The organism is Mesorhizobium sp. P2_C5_2 (assembly GCF_056404535.1).
The window spans coordinates 401,728-416,915 of record NZ_JBFUDV010000004.1 but is presented as its reverse complement, the minus strand read 5'-3'; the positions used below and the strand labels follow the sequence as shown (position 1 = coordinate 416,915).

The window sequence follows — 15,188 nt, the reverse complement described above, 5'->3', positions numbered from 1 at the left end:
TACAAAATTGTCACCATGACAAATTGGCTTCCCGACCTCTCCATTGGTTCTGGCCCGCTTTATCAGCGCCTCGCCGACAGCATCGAGTCCGATATCGACAAGGGCGTCATCGATGCCGGGGCAAAACTCCCGCCGCAGCGCGATCTCGCCTATGACATCGGCACGACGGTCGGCACGATCGGCCGGGCCTATCAGCTGTTGCGCGAGCGCGGCCTGGTGAGCGGCGAGGTCGGCCGCGGAACCTATGTGCTGGCGCAGCAATCGGAAGCGGCGTCACCAGAATTCGTCGAGCCCACCGTGCAAGGCACGCGTTATGTCGATGCGCCGCCGGGCAAGCTGCGCTTCGACAGCACGGCCGCGCCCGACATCGGCCAAGGCGCCATTGTCGCCGACATGCTCTCGCGCACGGTGCAGGATCATCCGCACCAAATTTCAAGCTATGTCACGGATTTTCCGGAGCGCTGGTTCGAAGCCGGCGCGCGCTGGCTGTCACGCAATTCGTTCCGCCCGGCCGCGGAGACCATCGTTCCCACGATGGGCACCCATGCCGCTGTCATGGCGGCAATCGCGGCGCTGACCACGCCCGGCGACTATGTCGCTTTCGAGCACCTCACCTATTCGCAGATCGCCCGCAGCGTCGGGCTGATCGGGCGGCGCACGGCGCTGGTGGCATCGGACGACGAAGGCCTCGATCCCGAGGACTTCGAGCGCGTCTGCGCGCAAAAGCACCCGAAGATGATCTTCCTGATGCCGACGGTGCAGAACCCGACGCTGGCGATCCTGTCGGTTTCGCGCCGCCAGGCGATCGCCCGCGTCGCGCGGGAATACAATGTCATCCTCATAGAGGACGATCTCTATGGCGGCTTGACCGACGATCCGACGCCGCTGCTGGCCGAATATGCGCCCGAGCGCACCATTGTCGCCGGCGGCCTGTCGAAATCGGTCGCGGCCGGTGTTCGCGGTGGCTGGCTCTCCTGCCCGCCCGCCTATCGCCATCGCATCCGCGTCGCCCACAAGATGATGACCGGCGGCATGCCGTTCCTGCTGGCGGAGGTGAATGCCCGGCTGGTTCTGTCAGGGCAGGCTGGCGATATCCGTCGGCGCAGCATCGCCGAAATCGGCGCTCGCATCGCCATCGTGCGCCAGACTTTGGCCGGCTTCGCCTTCAGGTCACACGACAGCGTGCCCTTCGTCTGGCTGACCCTGCCCGATCCCTGGCTGTCCGGCACCTTCAGGAGCGCCTGTCTCGAAAATGGCGTGCTCCTCGACGACGAGGACGAATTCAAGGCCGGGCGCTCCGAGCAGGTTTTCCACGGCGTGCGTTTCGGCGTCTCGCAACCAAGGCGGCGTGAGGAGATCGCCGGTGGCGTCGCGGTGATCCGTCGGCTGCTGGAAGAAGGCCGCGCCGGCTACGACAGGTCTTCCTGACCCGTTAGCGCTGAACCTGGTCTCCCGGACCTAGTCTCAGGTCAGCCCTCGGCCTTGAAGTTCCTGGCTTCCTTCGCGGCCTTGTCCTTGCCGTGCTTCTCGGCCAGGTCCTTGGCCTGCTTGGGCGAAACGTCGGTGGTCTCGGCAATATGCATGGCCTCCTTGTCCGAGAGGCGATTGTCTTTCTTGCCTTGCTTCGTGGCCATGGCGAAATCTCCTGATTGGTTGGAGACGTAACGGCCGGGGTGCCACAGCGTTCCCGAGCGCTCCCCGCTGCCATCGTCACCTTGTGGCTTTCCGGCGTTTTTCGTCAGCGGATGGGGTGTATCGCGCCAAAGCTTGCGATAAGAGGGGACTCAGAAATCCCCCTCTCCCACGGATACAAATCGCTGCCCATGACCATTTCCAATTCCGTGCCGATCACCCCGGAACTCATTGCCGCGCACGGGCTGAAGCCCGACGAATACCAGCGCATCCTCGATCTGGTCGGGCGCGAGCCGAGCTTTACCGAACTCGGCATCTTCTCGGCGATGTGGAACGAGCATTGTTCCTACAAATCCTCGAAGAAATGGCTGCGCACGCTGCCCACGACCGGGCCGCAGGTGATCCAGGGCCCGGGCGAGAATGCCGGTGTGGTCGACATTGGCGACGGCGACTGCGTCGTCTTCAAGATGGAGAGCCACAACCACCCTTCCTACATCGAGCCCTACCAAGGGGCTGCGACCGGCGTCGGCGGCATTCTGCGCGACGTCTTCACCATGGGCGCGAGGCCGATCGCGGCGATGAATGCGCTGCGCTTCGGCGCACCGGACCATCCCAAGACCAGGCATCTGGTCAGCGGCGTGGTTTCCGGCGTCGGCGGCTATGGCAACGCATTTGGCGTGCCGACCGTCGGCGGCGAGGTCAATTTCGACGCCCGCTACAATGGCAACATTTTGGTCAACGCCTTTGCCGCCGGCCTTGCCAAGACCGATGCGATCTTCCTGTCGGAAGCCAAGGGCGTCGGCCTGCCCGTCGTCTATCTCGGCGCCAAGACCGGCCGCGACGGCGTCGGTGGCGCCACAATGGCTTCGGCCGAATTCGACGACAAGATCGACGAGAAGCGCCCGACCGTGCAGGTCGGCGACCCCTTTACTGAAAAATGCCTGCTGGAAGCCTGCCTCGAACTGATGGCGTCTGGCGCGGTCATCGCCATCCAGGATATGGGTGCGGCCGGCCTCACCTGTTCGGCGGTCGAGATGGGCGCCAAGGGCGACCTCGGCATCGAGCTTCAGCTCGACCAGGTGCCGGTGCGTGAAGAGCGTATGAGCGCCTATGAGATGATGCTCTCGGAAAGCCAGGAGCGCATGCTGATGGTGCTGCGCCCCGAAAAGGAAAAGGAAGCCGAGGCGATCTTCCATAAGTGGGGTCTCGACTTCGCCATTGTCGGCAAGACCACCGACGATCTGCGTTTTCGCGTCATCCATCAGGGCGACGAGGTCGCCAATCTGCCGATCAAGGACCTTGGCGACAAGGCGCCGGAATATGACCGCCCCTGGGTCGAGCCGAAGAAGCCGGTTGCGTTGGCGGCTGGCGATGCACCGGAGGCCGATGTCGCCGACGCGCTGCTGAAGCTGCTCGGCGGGCCGGATTTGTCCTCGCGCCGCTGGGTGTGGGAACAATACGACACGCTGATCCAGGGCAATTCGCTGCAGCTGCCGGGCGGCGATGCCGGCGTTGTGCGCGTCGAAGGCCATCCGACCAAGGCGCTCGCCTTCTCCTCCGACGTCACGCCGCGCTATTGCGAGGCCGACCCCTATGAGGGCGGCAAGCAGGCGGTGGCCGAATGCTGGCGCAATCTCACCGCCACCGGCGCGCTGCCGCTGGCAGCGACCGACAACCTCAATTTCGGCAATCCGGAGCGGCCCGAGATCATGGGCCAGCTGGTCGGCGCGGTAAAAGGCATTGGCGATGCCTGCCGCGCGCTCGGCTTCCCGATCGTGTCGGGCAACGTCTCGCTCTACAACGAAACCAACGGCCAGGGCATCTTGCCGACGCCGACCATTGGCGGTGTCGGGCTGATCGCCGACTGGTCGAAGATGGCGCGGATCGGCTTTGCCGCCGAGGGTCAGATGATCCTGCTGGCCGGCGCGCCGGCGACGTGGGGCAGCCATCTCGGCCAGTCAGCCTATTTCAGAGACGTTCATGGCCGCACCGACGGCCCGCCGCCGCCAGTCGACCTCGCGCATGAAAAGCGCGTCGGCGACCATGTGCGCGCGCTGATCGCGTCGGGCGTCGTGACAGCGGCGCACGACCTTTCCGACGGCGGTCTTGCCGTGGCGTTGGCCGAAATGGCGATGGCGTCCGGCATCGGCGCCACCATTCCGGGCCTTGCCGGCACCGACCCGATCCCGGTCTGGTTCGGCGAAGACCAGGGCCGCTACCTTCTGACGCTGTTGGTCGATCCGCAAAGTAAGGAATGGGACGCCATCCGCGAGGAGCAGAGCAAGCTCGGCATTTTTGCGCCATGGATCGGCTCGACCGGCGGGCGGGAGCTGAAACTCGGCGATGCCAGGGCGATACCGGTCAGTGAATTGACCGCCGCCCACGAAGGCTGGTTCCCTGGCTTTATGGACAAGGCCAGTTGACCAGCCTGGCTGCCCGGACGCTGATCGCAGTCGTCTTCTGGCCGTCGCTGTTCTTCTTCTGGTTCCTCGGGCCGTTCGTCTTTTTCCTGCTGTCGACGACCTCGAGCGAGGTTTGCCCGCTGCTGGAAAGGCGTGAGCAGTTCCTTGAGGCGGCCAACGGCACGCTGCCGATGCTGGTCCTTCAGAACCTGATCTATGCGGTTCCGGTCATCTGCCTTGTGCTTTGGATCCGGCTTTTGCCGGACCCGGCGCGAGCAAGGCATGTCGTCACCTGCATCAAGCTTTTTATTGCTGCTGCGATCATAGGAGCGCTGTGGGAGTACGGCTCATCGCTGGCCTGCGACGGCTACGGCCAGGCGTTTTTCTTGCCGCTGTGGCAGATGACCAGCTATCTCCCCATCGTCATTCTGGTGATCAACATTCCGCTCTATGTCCTGGTCTTCAGCCTTGGTCGGGGGTTCTCGACCCGCGATGACATCACCGAGGATGGTGTGGTCCACCCGCGGCAGGATGGCCCCTAGACACTGCGTCATCGACAGGACGTCTTCAACCCGAGCCAGAAAGGCTTTAGGCTTGCGCCCGAGTCACTTCGCAATAGCTGCCTAGCCCGCCAGAACAGGATTTTGCCATGGCAATGGATGCCCACGACATCGAAAAACTGATCAAGGACGGCATTCCGGACGCCAAGGTGACGATCCGCGACCTCGCCGGCGACGGCGATCACTATGCGGCCGAAGTGGTGGCCGAGAGCTTTCGCGGCAAAAGCCGCGTCCAGCAGCACCAGATGGTCTATGACGCGCTGAAGGGCAATATGGGCGGCGTGCTGCACGCGCTGGCGCTGCAGACCAGCGTGCCCGACTGACGCCAGACTGGTCTACTGCGTCAGCGGCTGCTTTGCCAAAACGGCAATGATTGGACCGGCCGGGTATTTTCCGCCAACGATCATCCTGTCGCCATCCGATAGCGCCGAAACCGCTCCGTCGAGGAACAGCGCGTTGCGGCATTGAAGTGGATCGCGAAACAGTCGCGCGAAACTGCCGAAGCTCACTTCCGAGCGCGAGATCGCCAGCACCACGGTTTTTTCATCGCGCACGCCGACGCCGTTCCTGATGTAGCGGGAAGTGCCGTTCGGCTCGAAGCGCGGGTGAATCTGGCCGTCGATCACCAGCATCGGGCCGGACTGCGTGGCGAAAGCGACGTCAGGCTTGGCAGCGGCATAGGCGCTGCTTTCCATGACCGCGGCCTTGCCGTCCTTGCCGACCAGGAAGACGCCGTTCGGCTTCAGGAAGAAATTGCCTTCGCCGTCGGCACTGGTGAGCGGCGACTTTTCAACGCCGTTCTCGACCAGCAGGCCGACCGGCGACAAATCCTCGTGATACATGCCGCCGTTCATGGCGAGCAGCACCGACCTGCCCTCGCCTGCCATTGCCTTGTCGAAGGCTTCCAGCGAGCCGAAGGGCTTGCCGTCGGCGCCGACATGGAAAACACCGATGCTGTCGGCTCGAAGATCGATCTCGCAGACGACATAGGTCACGGCCTCGAAGGCGACATTCCGGCAAGGCGCGGGCAGTTCGCCACCGATGACCAGCGGCGGCGGCGCGGGACGTTTTGGCCACCAGACAACAGCAATCGCCGCAAGCAGGATGGCGATCAGAAGGGCGGCGCCATATCGTCTTTTCATCATGTCCCGGAGGCCGCAATCGGCTCGGATGCTTGGCCCAAGACAGGCGATCCTTTGCGCCATTTCCGCGGCAGCGGCGCAAACATCTTGTTTCGGCCCATCTATGGGTTTATTTGATGGCTATGCTTCGAGCCTGACTCCCACAGGCGTGAAAGGATATTCCATGAGCGGCATCAACGACTACATCGACAGCGAAGTGAAGGGCAACGACGTCGTCCTTTTCATGAAAGGCACGCCGGGTTTTCCGCAGTGCGGATTTTCCGGCCAGGTGGTGCAGATCCTCGATTACATCGGCGCCGACTATAAGGGCGTCGACGTGCTGACCTCGGCTGAACTGCGCCAGGGCATCAAGGAATATTCGAACTGGCCGACGATCCCGCAGCTCTACGTCAAGGGCGAATTCGTCGGCGGCTGCGACATCATCCGCGAAATGTTCCAGGCGGGCGAGTTGCAGACGTTCCTCGTCGAAAAGGGCGTCAGCGTCAAAGCGACAGCCTGATTTTGGTTTGATACGGGGCAGCCCCGCCCCGACAAAATGCTGCCTCCCCTATTGGGGTGAGGACGAACCGATGCGCCGGCATGCCGGCGCATATTCGTTTTGAAGATCGGACCCGCCGTGGACCAGCAGTCAGGAGCGCCGCAACAGGCAAGCAAATTGCCTATTCCGCGCTGGGAATTCATCGCGCTGTGCGCGGCGCTGATGGCGTTGAACTCGCTGGCCATCGACATCATGCTGCCGGCGCTGCAGCAGATCGGCGCCACGCTCGGCGTCGAAAATGAAAACCACCGCCAGTATGTGATCACCGCCTATATTTTGGGCTTCGGCGGCGGACAGCTTTTCTTCGGACCGATCTCGGACCGGTTCGGGCGCCGCGCACCTCTGGTCGTCGGGCTGGCGATCTACGTCGTGGCGGCGGCGGCTGCCGCCATCGCCCCGTCATTCGCCATCCTTCTCCTGTGCCGGCTGGTGCAAGGCATCGGTGCGGCCGCCACCCGCGTCATCGCGGTGTCGATCGTACGCGACACATTCGACGGCCGGCGCATGGCCGAGGTGATGTCACTGATCTTCATGGTGTTCATGGCCATCCCGGTCATCGCTCCGGGCATCGGCCAGTTCATCATGCTGTTCGCAAGCTGGCACTGGATCTTCGTCACCATGGCAGTCGGGGCGCTGATCGTGTCGGCCTGGTCGCTGCTGCGGCTGCCGGAGACGCTGCATCCGGAATACCGCCGGCCGCTGACGGTCTCATCCGTCGTTGGCGGTTTCCGCATAGTGCTCACCAACCGCATCGCGCTCTGCTATGCCTTCGCCAGCACCTTCATCTTCGCCGCCATGTTCGGCTTCATCGCCTCGGCACAGCAGATCTATGTCGACATTTTTCATGTCGGCGAGATGTTTCCGGTCATCTTCGCGGGTGTCGCGGCCGTTCTTGCTTTTTCAAACTACCTCAACTCGCGCCTGGTCGGCCGCATCGGCATGCGCCGGCTGTCGCAGAGTGCGCTGCTGTTGTTCCTGGTGATCAGCCTTGCCTGGCTTACTGTGTCACTGGAGATGACAATGCCGCTGTGGCTGTTCATCACCTTTTTTGCCAGCGCGATGCTGCCATTCGGCGCGCTGGGCGCCAATTTCAACGCGCTGGCCATGGAGCCGCTCGGTCAACTGGCCGGCACTGCGTCGTCAATCCTGGGCTTCATGCAGACCTTTCTTGGCGGCATTCTCGGCACACTGATCGGTCAGGCCTTCAACGGCACAGTGACGCCGCTGGCGGCCGGCTTCTGCAGCGTCTCGGTCGCCGCGCTGCTGATGATCCTCATCGCTGAGCGGGGCAAGATGTTCCAGCCGCACAACCCACCCGTTTCAGGGCATGTCACCGATCTGCATTGATTTTGGCCTGCATTAATTTTGGTCTGGAGGCCGGAAGCCTGGCGACTTAAGCGCCAGAGCAGGAATTGATCCTACTCAGCCCAGAGTTCCCGGCGCAACTCCTGCCAGCTTTCCTTGTCGGGAGCGACGAGGATGCCGCCATCGACATGCGAGGGCAGATAGGCGCTGCCGTCGATACGCGCGGTGTGGCCGCCGGCCTCGGCGTGGATCAAAACGCCGACCAGATGGTCCCACGGCATCAGCTTGTTGTAGACGACGAAATGCGCGTGGCCGCTGGCCAGCAGCCGGTATTCATGCGCGGCGCAGCGGTAGCCGAACTGCGACAGCGTCTTGGTCTGGTTGCGGGCCAGAAGCGAGCGTTGCGGCTCGGCCAGATATTGCCAGGAAACCGAACCGGTCATCTGCGAAACCTGCACGGCATCGGCGACACGCACCTTCTCCAGCGCGCCATGCGCATGGCGGATGTGGCTGCCGGCGCCTTTGGCGCCGATCAGCCAGTCCTTGCCGACGGGATCATGGACGATGCCGGCGACAGTCTCGCCCTTGACCACGACGCTCAGCATGACGCCGAACAGCGGCACGCCGGAGGCGAAGTTGAAGGTGCCGTCGACCGGGTCGACGACGAAGGCGAGATCGGCATCGCCGAGCCCCTGGAGCAGCGCCGGATTGTCGGAACAGGCTTCCTCGCCGACGATCATCGCTCGGGGATAACGCTCGCGCAGCCGCGCCGTGATCAGCCGCTCGGCATTGACGTCGGCCTCGGTCACCAGATCGGCGGCCGAGGTCTTTTGGCGGACATCGCCCTCGCCTAGCCGACGAAAGCGCGGCATGATCTCGGCTCTGGCTGCATCGGCGAGAAGCTCGGCCAGCCAGTCGATCGCACGGTCGTCAAAAATCATCGGAAATGTCTTGTCCTGCGGTGAGACTGTCGTTGAGGGCGGCAAAGTCGAACAGTTTGCGGTCGAGCAAATGCGAGGGCCTGGTGTTAGATAGCGCGCGCAGCATCGTGTCCTTGCGGCCGGGCATGCGCTTTTCCATATCGTCGAGCATCGCCTTCGTGGCGTTGCGCTGCAGGCCTTCCTGGCTGCCGCAGAGATCGCAGGGAATGATCGGGAATTTCATCGCGCCGGCGAATTTTTCCAGATCCGCCTCGGCGCAGTAGCTCAGCGGCCTCAGCACCATGACGTCGCCATCGTCGTTGAGCAGCTTTGGCGGCATGGCGGCAAGACGGCCGCCATGGAACAGGTTCATGAAGAAGGTTTCGAGGATGTCCTCGCGGTGGTGGCCGAGCACCAGCGCCGAACAGCCCTCTTCGCGCGCGACGCGGTAGAGATGGCCGCGCCGCAGCCGCGAGCACAACGAGCAATAGGTGCTGCCCTGAGGCAGCTTGTCGGTGACCACAGAATAGGTGTCCTGGTACTCGATGCGATGGGCAATGCCGTGCGCATTGAGGTAGTCGGGCAGAATCTGCTTCGGAAAGTTCGGCTGGCCCTGGTCGAGATTGCAGGCGAGCAGTTCGACCGGCAAAAGCCCGCGCCATTTGAGGTCGAGCAGCACGGCGAGCAGGCCGTAGGAATCCTTGCCGCCCGACAGCGCCACCAGCCAGCGGTCGCCGGGCCTGACCATGGCGAAATCCTCGATCGCTTGGCGAGTCTGCCGCAACAGCCGCTTGCGCAGTTTGTTGAACTCGACCGAGGACGGCACGTCGGCGAACAGCGGATGGAAGCCGCCTTCGGCATCGGGCTCAAGCAAATCGGCGTTTGGCAACATGTTCATGGCGCGTCGGCCCAAATCCCTGTTGCGCCCGGATTAGCGCATTGGCCGCAAAATCGAAATCGGTTTTTGGTCCATGCTTCGCAAAGCGCGATGCACAAAGAAAAAGGCCGCCCTGAAAGGCGGCCTTTGATGTCTGCGGCAAAAAAGGCCGATCAGCGCGAATAGAATTCGACGACCAGGTTCGGTTCCATCTGCACGGCGAACGGAACGTCGGCCAGGCCCGGGATGCGCGAGAAGGTCGCGACCATCTTGTTGTGATCGGCTTCGATGTAGTCCGGCACGTCGCGTTCGGCGAGGCCGACCGATTCCAAAACGATCACCAGCTGCTTCGACTTTTCGCGCACTTCAACGACGTCGCCCGGCTTGCAACGGTACGAGCCGATGTTGACGCGCTTGCCGTTGACGTTGACGTGGCCGTGGTTGACGAACTGGCGGGCGGCGAAAATGGTCGGCACGAACTTGGAGCGGTAGACGACCGCATCCAGACGCGACTCGAGCAGGCCGATCAGGTTCTCCGAGGTGTCGCCCTTGCGGCGGTCAGCCTCTTCATAGACCTTGCGGAACTGCTTTTCCGAAACGTCGCCATAGTGACCCTTCAGCTTCTGCTTGGCGCGCAGCTGCAGGCCGAAATCGGAAAGCTTGCCCTTGCGGCGCTGGCCATGCTGGCCGGGGCCGTATTCACGCTTGTTGACCGGGGACTTCGGGCGGCCCCAGATGTTTTCGCCGAGACGGCGGTCGATCTTGTATTTCGCGGATTCGCGCTTGCTCATCGCATTCCCTTTCAAAACAAACCACCCGGAACCTCATGGTCCGGGTGAAGGAAACGCGCCCTCCTCTGGCCTCCGTTTTCGAGACCTGACAGGGTTTTCCACGCAATGCGATGGAAAACCCACGGGACACGTCATTTCAAACAAGACCAAGGAAACGAAAAACCTGTTTTCCCTGATGTCTTGCCATGCAAAAGAAACCACCGAGCATTGCGGCCCGGTGTTGGTGGGCTCGTTAAACGGAGATTTAACCGGAGTCAAGCTCGCCGCTGGCACCGCCTGCGGCAACCATATAGCATTTCTGATGTTAAGTGCCGGACGTGGCGGGGTCGTTGCCGACGGCATTAGGAAGGGACTGGAGCTAGAGGAGCCTGAAGTCGCATGAAGAAGTTCTTCCTTTCGTTGGTAAGTGCAGCCGTCTTGGCGGGATCGATGTCGATTGCCGTTCCCGAGCCGGCGATGGCCAGGCATTGGCACGGTCACCGACATTATCAGGTCTGCCGGATCGTGGTCACGAAGAAGGTCGTCTGGCGGCACGGCCACAAGAAGGTCATCCGCTACAAGGTGAAGCGCTGCTGGTGGCGCTGGTAGTTTCGGCTTCGGTTTGAAATGAAGAGCCCGCGGTCTCGGCCGCGGGCTTTTTGTTTGGACTGGTTCGGGACTCAGTCCACCGATTTCTTCTGGGGAAGCCCTTTACGCTTGGTCTCGGCGAACTCCTCAAGCTGATTTTCGCTCATCGATTCATACATTTCGCGTGCAGCGCCTATGAGTTCGCTTTTCTTGGTTTCGCCGCGTTTGGCCGAAAGCGCGGCGCCGGCGGCCTTTTGCTGGGCTTGTGATTTTGCAGGCATATCGGTTCCTCCTTTGCTGCCAGAAGAAGAAACGTTGCGCTTCGATGACGGTTCCAGCGCTGGCGGTCAACTCCGGGTCCGCGCTCGTGTCTGCCCATGGCCGGCCCGCCTGTCAGCAATCGGCCTTCCCGTGTCCGAAACGCCAGTGTAGGACGGCGCCATGAAATCGTTGAACGATCCCTCGCAAGCACTCGCTAACGGCCTCGCCAAAATCCGCACCGAGTTCCATGTGCCGGAGGGATTTCCGCCCAACGTGCTGGCCCTTGCACAGACGGCGGCCAAGCGCGTGCCCAATCAGCATGCCGACCGCACGGCGATGCCTTTCGTGACACTCGATCCGGCGACTTCCACCGATCTTGATCAGGCGTTTTCGATCGAGGCGAGTGGCAGCGACCTTCTGTTGCACTATGCCATTGCCGACGTGGCCTGGTTCGTCGAGGACGGCGACGCCGTGGACCTCGAAGCCTGGACGCGGGGCGAGACCTTGTATTTGCCCGACGGCAAGGCTGGGCTCTATCCCCCGGTGATTGCCGAGGGTGCCGCGAGCTTGCTGCCCAGCGGACCGCGCCCGGCTGTTATCTTCACGGTTCGGATCGCTGCGGACGGAGCGGTAAAGCTGGACGGCGCGGAGCGGGCAATCATTCAGAGCCGCGCCAAGCTCGCCTACGACAGCGTGCGAGCCACCGACGTTCCCACAGGCTTCGCCGAAATTGCGCGGCGCATGGCGGCAGCGGAAGAACGTCGTGGCGCTTCCCGCGTCGACCCGCCCGAGCAGGAGGTGGAACAGCTTGCCGATGGCACCTTCCAGCTTGCGTTCAGGCCGCTGCTGCAATCCGAGAAAGACAACGCCGCGCTTTCGCTGGCCGCCAACATGGCGATTGCCGACGCCATGCTGGCACACCGGACCGGGCTGTTCCGGGTGATGGCGCCGCCGGATGCTTCCAAGGTGCAAAGGCTGCGCAACGCGGCACAGGCTCTCGGCCTGTCGTGGCCGGCCTCGACCAGCTTGCGCGACTATCAGCGAACCCTCGATCCGGGCAACAAGCAACAGGCAGCGCTGATGCTGGAAATCCGCCGTGCCGGTTCCGGTGCGTCCTACCAACCCTATGCGGAAGGCGTTGTCCCGTGGCACGAGGCGATGGCCGCGACCTATGCCCACGCCACCGCGCCGCTGAGGCGGCTGGCAGACCGCTATGTCGTGCGCTGCACGCTGGCAATCGCCAACGGACAGCCGGTGCCGCAGGCCGTTACCGATGCGTTCGCCAGACTGCCCAGGGTTATGGGGCGCGCGGATGCCCGCGCCTCCCAGATCAACCACGCGGCCATCGACCTTGCAGAGGCAGTCATGCTGAAGGGACGTGAGGGTGAGATGTTCAAGGCCGTCGTCACCGACGTCGCCGACCAGCGTATGCGCGTTCAGCTCTCGGACATGCCTGTCGTTGCCAATGTGAAGGCCTCCGGGTCCAGACAAGGCGATCGTCTGGCGTTAAGGCTGGTTTCGGCCGATCCGGATCAACGCAGCGTCGTCTTCGAACCTGCCTAGTTCTTTTTTGACGCAATTCCTCAAGGGAAAGCGCTACGCGCTTTTCCCGGGAAAACCGCTTCACACTTTTCCTGGAATTGCTCTAGCGCGCGCTCAATCCAAAACCCTGCATCAGCCGGCTGATGGCGAAATCCGCCTTTCCCGAGGTAAAGACAGCGATGTCGGGCTGGCTTTGCGGCAACGGCCCGTCGACTGCGGGAAGCAGCGACAAGGCGCGGCGGGCAATCGCCTCGGCCGGGTCGATCCAGTCGACCGGCCAGGGCGCGGTCTTGCGCATGCGGTTGGCCAGGAACGGGTAGTGCGTGCAGGCGAGCACGACAATATCGGTGCGCAAATCGTCATGCTGGACGAAGCACGGCGCGATCTCGGCGCGCACCGCCTCCTCGTCGACAAAGCCCTCGCGCATGTAGACTTCGGCCAATCCGGCCAGATTGTTGCTGCCGACCAGGCGGACATGGCATTTCTGCGCCCATTTGCTGATCAGGTCGCGCGTGTACTGGCGCTTCACCGTGCCTGGCGTCGCCAGCACAGAGACCAGCCCGGAGCGGGTACGCTCGGCCGCCGGCTTGATCGCCGGCACCGTGCCGACAAAAGGATGGCCGGGGAATCTGTCGCGCAACGCATCGATCACCAGTGTCGAAGCGGTATTGCAGGCGATGACCGAGATCGCCGGCTGAAACCGGTCGAGCAGCCTTGCGAAGAGCTCGAGTATATGCGCCTGCAGTGCGGGCTCTTCCCAGGCGCCGTAGGGAAAGGCACTGTCATCGGCGACGTAAACAAAGCGCCGGTCGGGCATCAGCACCCGCGCTTCGCGCAGCACGGTCAGTCCGCCAACGCCGGAATCGAACATCAGGATCGGACGGTGACTCATTGATGTCGGACCATGGAAAGAGGGTGGAGATCAGAGGGGCTGGCCCGTGATGTGGCCGATGCCGTTCTATCCGCAACGATCATGGTCTTGAAGTGGCGAATTCAGCCAAGTTTTGCGCAGAGCCCGCGAAGATCGCTTTCCTATTGCTCAGAGCCCGCGCTTGCCGAAACCCGCGGGCTTTGGCCGGCCCATCGGTTGGACCGATGGAACCGAGCGTGTGGCCGGTGCGGCGGCGCGCGCAGTGGATGGCGCAGAGCTGTTGGCCATCCGGCCGCTGCCCGATTGTGCCGGAACGGCTCCCTCGAAATCGAAACCCGATGTCAGCTCATCGATATTGATGCCCGCCACCGGCTTTGCCACCAGGATCGTGCACCAAAGGCCAAAGATCGACAGCGCAAGCAGGTTGAGACCGCTGGACGTGTTTTCCGGATTGTTGAAATCCATGACCAGCAATGTGCCTGCCTGCAGAAAAGCGTAGATGGCGCAGAACACGATGTAGGACCACAGGATCCAGGCCTTGCCGTTGGCGTCGCGGCTGCGACGCCACGCGAAGTTGCCGCGCATGACCACAGCCAGCAGGGAGACGATGAGGACCGCGCCGGCCATCCCTTGCCGCGATGGACCAGGCGCGGAGTTCATGAAGCCCTCCAAGCCCATCGTGCCGACAATGCACACCAGAGCAGCCATAGCCTCGAGGAAAGCTACCCCGAGGGAATAGAGGAAGAAGCGCATGCGGCCGATATTGGAGGTGAACATGAGCAACCACCGTTTTCACAACAATGGATCACAACCGAATAATATTCGGTTACGCCGGACGTTCGAAGCTTACTAATCTTAACCTTCTTGGTCTGTCTTCCGGCTTTTTGCGGCGGCCGGAAGCCGTCTTGGATCGTCTCCCGGCGAGCCGTCTCCGCGCGGCATTGCCGGTGAGAACCGGTCGAGCGACGAGATGATGCCGCGCAGCACCTTGAGTTCCGGCTCGGCGAAACCGGCGCGCGTCAGGACGGCACGCAGATTGTCGACCATCTTGGGTTTCTTCGGCGCCGGGCGGAAATAGCCGCGCGCTTCGAGCGCGCCTTCGAGATAGGCAAACAGGCCGTGCAACTCTTCCTTGCTCGCCGGCATCATTTCGGGACTGGAGAAATTGGTCGCCGTCTCGTCCTCCAGGCTCGACTTCATCCATTCATAGGACATCAAAAGCACGGCCTGGGCGATGTTCAACGACGAAAAGCTGGGATCGACCGGGAAGGTGACGATCTCGTCGGCTAGGCCGACCTCGTCATTGTAGAGGCCGAAGCGTTCACGCCCGAACAGGATGCCGGTGCGCTGGCCACTTGCCTGACGCGCCCTGAGCGCCCTGCCCGCCTCGACCGGCCCGCGCACGGCCTTGAAGCCGTCGCGCTCGCGCGCCGTGGTGGCGAAGACGAAATTGAGGTCGGCGACCGCCGACGCCAGATCGCCAAACACTGTGACGGCGTCGATGACATGGTCGGCGCGGCTGGCGGCGGCGCGCGCCTTCTCGCTTGGCCAGCCATCGCGGGGATTGACGAGCCTCAGTTCGGCAAGGCCAAAATTGGCCATGGCGCGCGCAACCATGCCGATATTCTCGCCGAGCTGCGGCTCGACGAGGATAATCGCCGGGCCGGCGGCGGAGGCGTTTTCAGGAGGTTGCACGGCGGACATGATCTCGATGAACTGCTGTTTGCTGCATTTTCAGCGTTCCCTGCCACATCCGGCCGCCAAAATGAAGCTTTTGCAA

18 protein-coding genes are annotated in these 15,188 nt (G+C 62.7%); 9 read left to right on the top strand and 9 right to left on the bottom strand.

Annotation, left to right across the window (positions count from 1 at the left end):
- Nucleotides 1–15: 15 nt before the first annotated feature.
- Nucleotides 16–1,428: an aminotransferase-like domain-containing protein gene (locus tag AC1D1B_RS17190; protein WP_477333665.1), complete on the top strand. Its 1,413-nt coding sequence runs from the start codon at nucleotides 16–18 to the stop codon at nucleotides 1,426–1,428.
- Between the two features lie 41 nt (nucleotides 1,429–1,469).
- Here AC1D1B_RS17190 and AC1D1B_RS17185 read toward each other — a convergent pair whose 3' ends face one another.
- Nucleotides 1,470–1,634 (bottom strand): hypothetical protein, encoded by a 165-nt coding sequence (locus tag AC1D1B_RS17185; protein WP_477333664.1) that lies wholly within the window; start codon nucleotides 1,632–1,634, stop codon nucleotides 1,470–1,472.
- 189 nt (nucleotides 1,635–1,823) lie between these two features.
- Here AC1D1B_RS17185 and purL point away from each other — a divergent pair, with 189 nt between their 5' ends.
- The 3 genes from purL to AC1D1B_RS17170 all read left to right on the top strand — a co-directional run bounded on the left by purL (nucleotide 1,824) and on the right by AC1D1B_RS17170 (nucleotide 4,917).
- A complete protein-coding gene (gene purL, locus AC1D1B_RS17180) occupies nucleotides 1,824–4,055 on the top strand; it encodes a phosphoribosylformylglycinamidine synthase subunit PurL (protein ID WP_477333663.1) in 2,232 nt (743 codons plus the stop codon).
- On the top strand, nucleotides 4,052–4,576 hold the full coding sequence (locus AC1D1B_RS17175) for a hypothetical protein (protein ID WP_477333662.1): 525 nt from the start codon (nucleotides 4,052–4,054) through the stop codon (nucleotides 4,574–4,576). The genes purL and AC1D1B_RS17175 overlap by 4 nt, the downstream gene beginning before the upstream one ends.
- Before the next feature lie 107 nt (nucleotides 4,577–4,683).
- Entirely contained in the window at nucleotides 4,684–4,917 is a 234-nt protein-coding gene (locus AC1D1B_RS17170; RefSeq protein ID WP_010909092.1) for a BolA/IbaG family iron-sulfur metabolism protein, read from the top strand.
- Nucleotides 4,918–4,929: 12 nt separating this feature from the next.
- Here AC1D1B_RS17170 and AC1D1B_RS17165 read toward each other — a convergent pair whose 3' ends face one another.
- Nucleotides 4,930–5,736 carry a phosphodiester glycosidase family protein gene (locus AC1D1B_RS17165; protein WP_477333661.1) on the bottom strand — a complete coding sequence of 269 codons (807 nt, stop codon included), beginning with the start codon at nucleotides 5,734–5,736 and terminating at the stop codon, nucleotides 4,930–4,932.
- 163 nt (nucleotides 5,737–5,899) lie between these two features.
- On the opposite strand from AC1D1B_RS17165, the gene grxD reads away from it, so the two are divergent.
- Nucleotides 5,900–6,235, top strand: a complete 336-nt coding sequence (grxD, locus tag AC1D1B_RS17160; protein ID WP_112561431.1) for a Grx4 family monothiol glutaredoxin — start codon at nucleotides 5,900–5,902, stop codon at nucleotides 6,233–6,235.
- A 117-nt stretch (nucleotides 6,236–6,352) separates the two neighbouring features.
- Nucleotides 6,353–7,621: a multidrug effflux MFS transporter gene (locus AC1D1B_RS17155; protein WP_477333660.1), complete on the top strand. Its 1,269-nt coding sequence runs from the start codon at nucleotides 6,353–6,355 to the stop codon at nucleotides 7,619–7,621.
- Between the two features lie 71 nt (nucleotides 7,622–7,692).
- Here AC1D1B_RS17155 and AC1D1B_RS17150 read toward each other — a convergent pair whose 3' ends face one another.
- The 3 genes from AC1D1B_RS17150 to rpsD all read right to left on the bottom strand — a co-directional run bounded on the left by AC1D1B_RS17150 (nucleotide 7,693) and on the right by rpsD (nucleotide 10,167).
- Nucleotides 7,693–8,520, bottom strand: a complete 828-nt coding sequence (locus AC1D1B_RS17150) for an inositol monophosphatase family protein (RefSeq protein WP_477333659.1) — start codon at nucleotides 8,518–8,520, stop codon at nucleotides 7,693–7,695.
- Nucleotides 8,510–9,397, bottom strand: coding sequence for a tRNA 2-thiocytidine(32) synthetase TtcA (gene ttcA, locus AC1D1B_RS17145; protein ID WP_477333658.1), 888 nt, complete (start codon nucleotides 9,395–9,397; stop codon nucleotides 8,510–8,512). The genes AC1D1B_RS17150 and ttcA overlap by 11 nt, the downstream gene beginning before the upstream one ends.
- A gap of 152 nt (nucleotides 9,398–9,549) precedes the next feature.
- Complete coding sequence (rpsD, locus tag AC1D1B_RS17140; RefSeq protein WP_023773182.1) at nucleotides 9,550–10,167, bottom strand: 30S ribosomal protein S4; 618 nt, start codon at nucleotides 10,165–10,167, stop codon at nucleotides 9,550–9,552.
- Between rpsD and AC1D1B_RS17135 the strand changes: the two genes are divergently transcribed.
- Nucleotides 10,160–10,549, top strand: coding sequence for a hypothetical protein (locus AC1D1B_RS17135; RefSeq protein ID WP_477333657.1), 390 nt, complete (start codon nucleotides 10,160–10,162; stop codon nucleotides 10,547–10,549). The genes rpsD and AC1D1B_RS17135 overlap by 8 nt on opposite strands.
- The gene (locus AC1D1B_RS17130; protein ID WP_477266350.1) at nucleotides 10,546–10,755 is read left to right on the top strand and encodes a hypothetical protein; all 210 of its coding nucleotides are present in this window, start codon (nucleotides 10,546–10,548) and stop codon (nucleotides 10,753–10,755) included. The genes AC1D1B_RS17135 and AC1D1B_RS17130 overlap by 4 nt, the downstream gene beginning before the upstream one ends.
- Before the next feature lie 71 nt (nucleotides 10,756–10,826).
- Here the strand turns inward: AC1D1B_RS17130 and AC1D1B_RS17125 are convergent, their stop codons facing one another.
- Complete coding sequence (locus AC1D1B_RS17125) at nucleotides 10,827–11,015, bottom strand: DUF3008 family protein (RefSeq protein WP_477333656.1); 189 nt, start codon at nucleotides 11,013–11,015, stop codon at nucleotides 10,827–10,829.
- Between the two features lie 160 nt (nucleotides 11,016–11,175).
- Here AC1D1B_RS17125 and AC1D1B_RS17120 point away from each other — a divergent pair, with 160 nt between their 5' ends.
- The gene (locus AC1D1B_RS17120) at nucleotides 11,176–12,558 is read left to right on the top strand and encodes an RNB domain-containing ribonuclease (protein WP_477333655.1); all 1,383 of its coding nucleotides are present in this window, start codon (nucleotides 11,176–11,178) and stop codon (nucleotides 12,556–12,558) included.
- 82 nt (nucleotides 12,559–12,640) lie between these two features.
- Here the strand turns inward: AC1D1B_RS17120 and murI are convergent, their stop codons facing one another.
- The 3 genes from murI to AC1D1B_RS17105 all read right to left on the bottom strand — a co-directional run bounded on the left by murI (nucleotide 12,641) and on the right by AC1D1B_RS17105 (nucleotide 15,112).
- Nucleotides 12,641–13,429: a glutamate racemase gene (gene murI / locus AC1D1B_RS17115; protein WP_477333654.1), complete on the bottom strand. Its 789-nt coding sequence runs from the start codon at nucleotides 13,427–13,429 to the stop codon at nucleotides 12,641–12,643.
- A gap of 147 nt (nucleotides 13,430–13,576) precedes the next feature.
- Entirely contained in the window at nucleotides 13,577–14,185 is a 609-nt protein-coding gene (locus AC1D1B_RS17110; protein WP_477333653.1) for a hypothetical protein, read from the bottom strand.
- A gap of 78 nt (nucleotides 14,186–14,263) precedes the next feature.
- On the bottom strand, nucleotides 14,264–15,112 hold the full coding sequence (locus AC1D1B_RS17105; protein ID WP_477333652.1) for an RNA methyltransferase: 849 nt from the start codon (nucleotides 15,110–15,112) through the stop codon (nucleotides 14,264–14,266).
- Nucleotides 15,113–15,188 lie beyond the last annotated feature (76 nt).

Bases quoted from the DNA above. Each gene is read 5' to 3' on its own strand.
- AC1D1B_RS17190 (WP_477333665.1), top strand. From the start codon at position 16: ATGACAAATTGGCTTCCCGACCTCTCCATTGGTTCTGGCCCGCTTTAT.
- AC1D1B_RS17185 (WP_477333664.1), bottom strand. From the start codon at position 1,634: ATGGCCACGAAGCAAGGCAAGAAAGACAATCGCCTCTCGGACAAGGAG.
- purL (WP_477333663.1), top strand. From the start codon at position 1,824: ATGACCATTTCCAATTCCGTGCCGATCACCCCGGAACTCATTGCCGCG.
- AC1D1B_RS17170 (WP_010909092.1), top strand. From the start codon at position 4,684: ATGGCAATGGATGCCCACGACATCGAAAAACTGATCAAGGACGGCATT.
- AC1D1B_RS17165 (WP_477333661.1), bottom strand. From the start codon at position 5,736: ATGAAAAGACGATATGGCGCCGCCCTTCTGATCGCCATCCTGCTTGCG.
- grxD (WP_112561431.1), top strand. From the start codon at position 5,900: ATGAGCGGCATCAACGACTACATCGACAGCGAAGTGAAGGGCAACGAC.
- AC1D1B_RS17150 (WP_477333659.1), bottom strand. From the start codon at position 8,520: ATGATTTTTGACGACCGTGCGATCGACTGGCTGGCCGAGCTTCTCGCC.
- ttcA (WP_477333658.1), bottom strand. From the start codon at position 9,397: ATGAACATGTTGCCAAACGCCGATTTGCTTGAGCCCGATGCCGAAGGC.
- rpsD (WP_023773182.1), bottom strand. From the start codon at position 10,167: ATGAGCAAGCGCGAATCCGCGAAATACAAGATCGACCGCCGTCTCGGC.
- AC1D1B_RS17130 (WP_477266350.1), top strand. From the start codon at position 10,546: ATGAAGAAGTTCTTCCTTTCGTTGGTAAGTGCAGCCGTCTTGGCGGGA.
- AC1D1B_RS17125 (WP_477333656.1), bottom strand. From the start codon at position 11,015: ATGCCTGCAAAATCACAAGCCCAGCAAAAGGCCGCCGGCGCCGCGCTT.
- AC1D1B_RS17120 (WP_477333655.1), top strand. From the start codon at position 11,176: ATGAAATCGTTGAACGATCCCTCGCAAGCACTCGCTAACGGCCTCGCC.
- murI (WP_477333654.1), bottom strand. From the start codon at position 13,429: ATGAGTCACCGTCCGATCCTGATGTTCGATTCCGGCGTTGGCGGACTG.
- AC1D1B_RS17110 (WP_477333653.1), bottom strand. From the start codon at position 14,185: ATGTTCACCTCCAATATCGGCCGCATGCGCTTCTTCCTCTATTCCCTC.
- AC1D1B_RS17105 (WP_477333652.1), bottom strand. From the start codon at position 15,112: ATGTCCGCCGTGCAACCTCCTGAAAACGCCTCCGCCGCCGGCCCGGCG.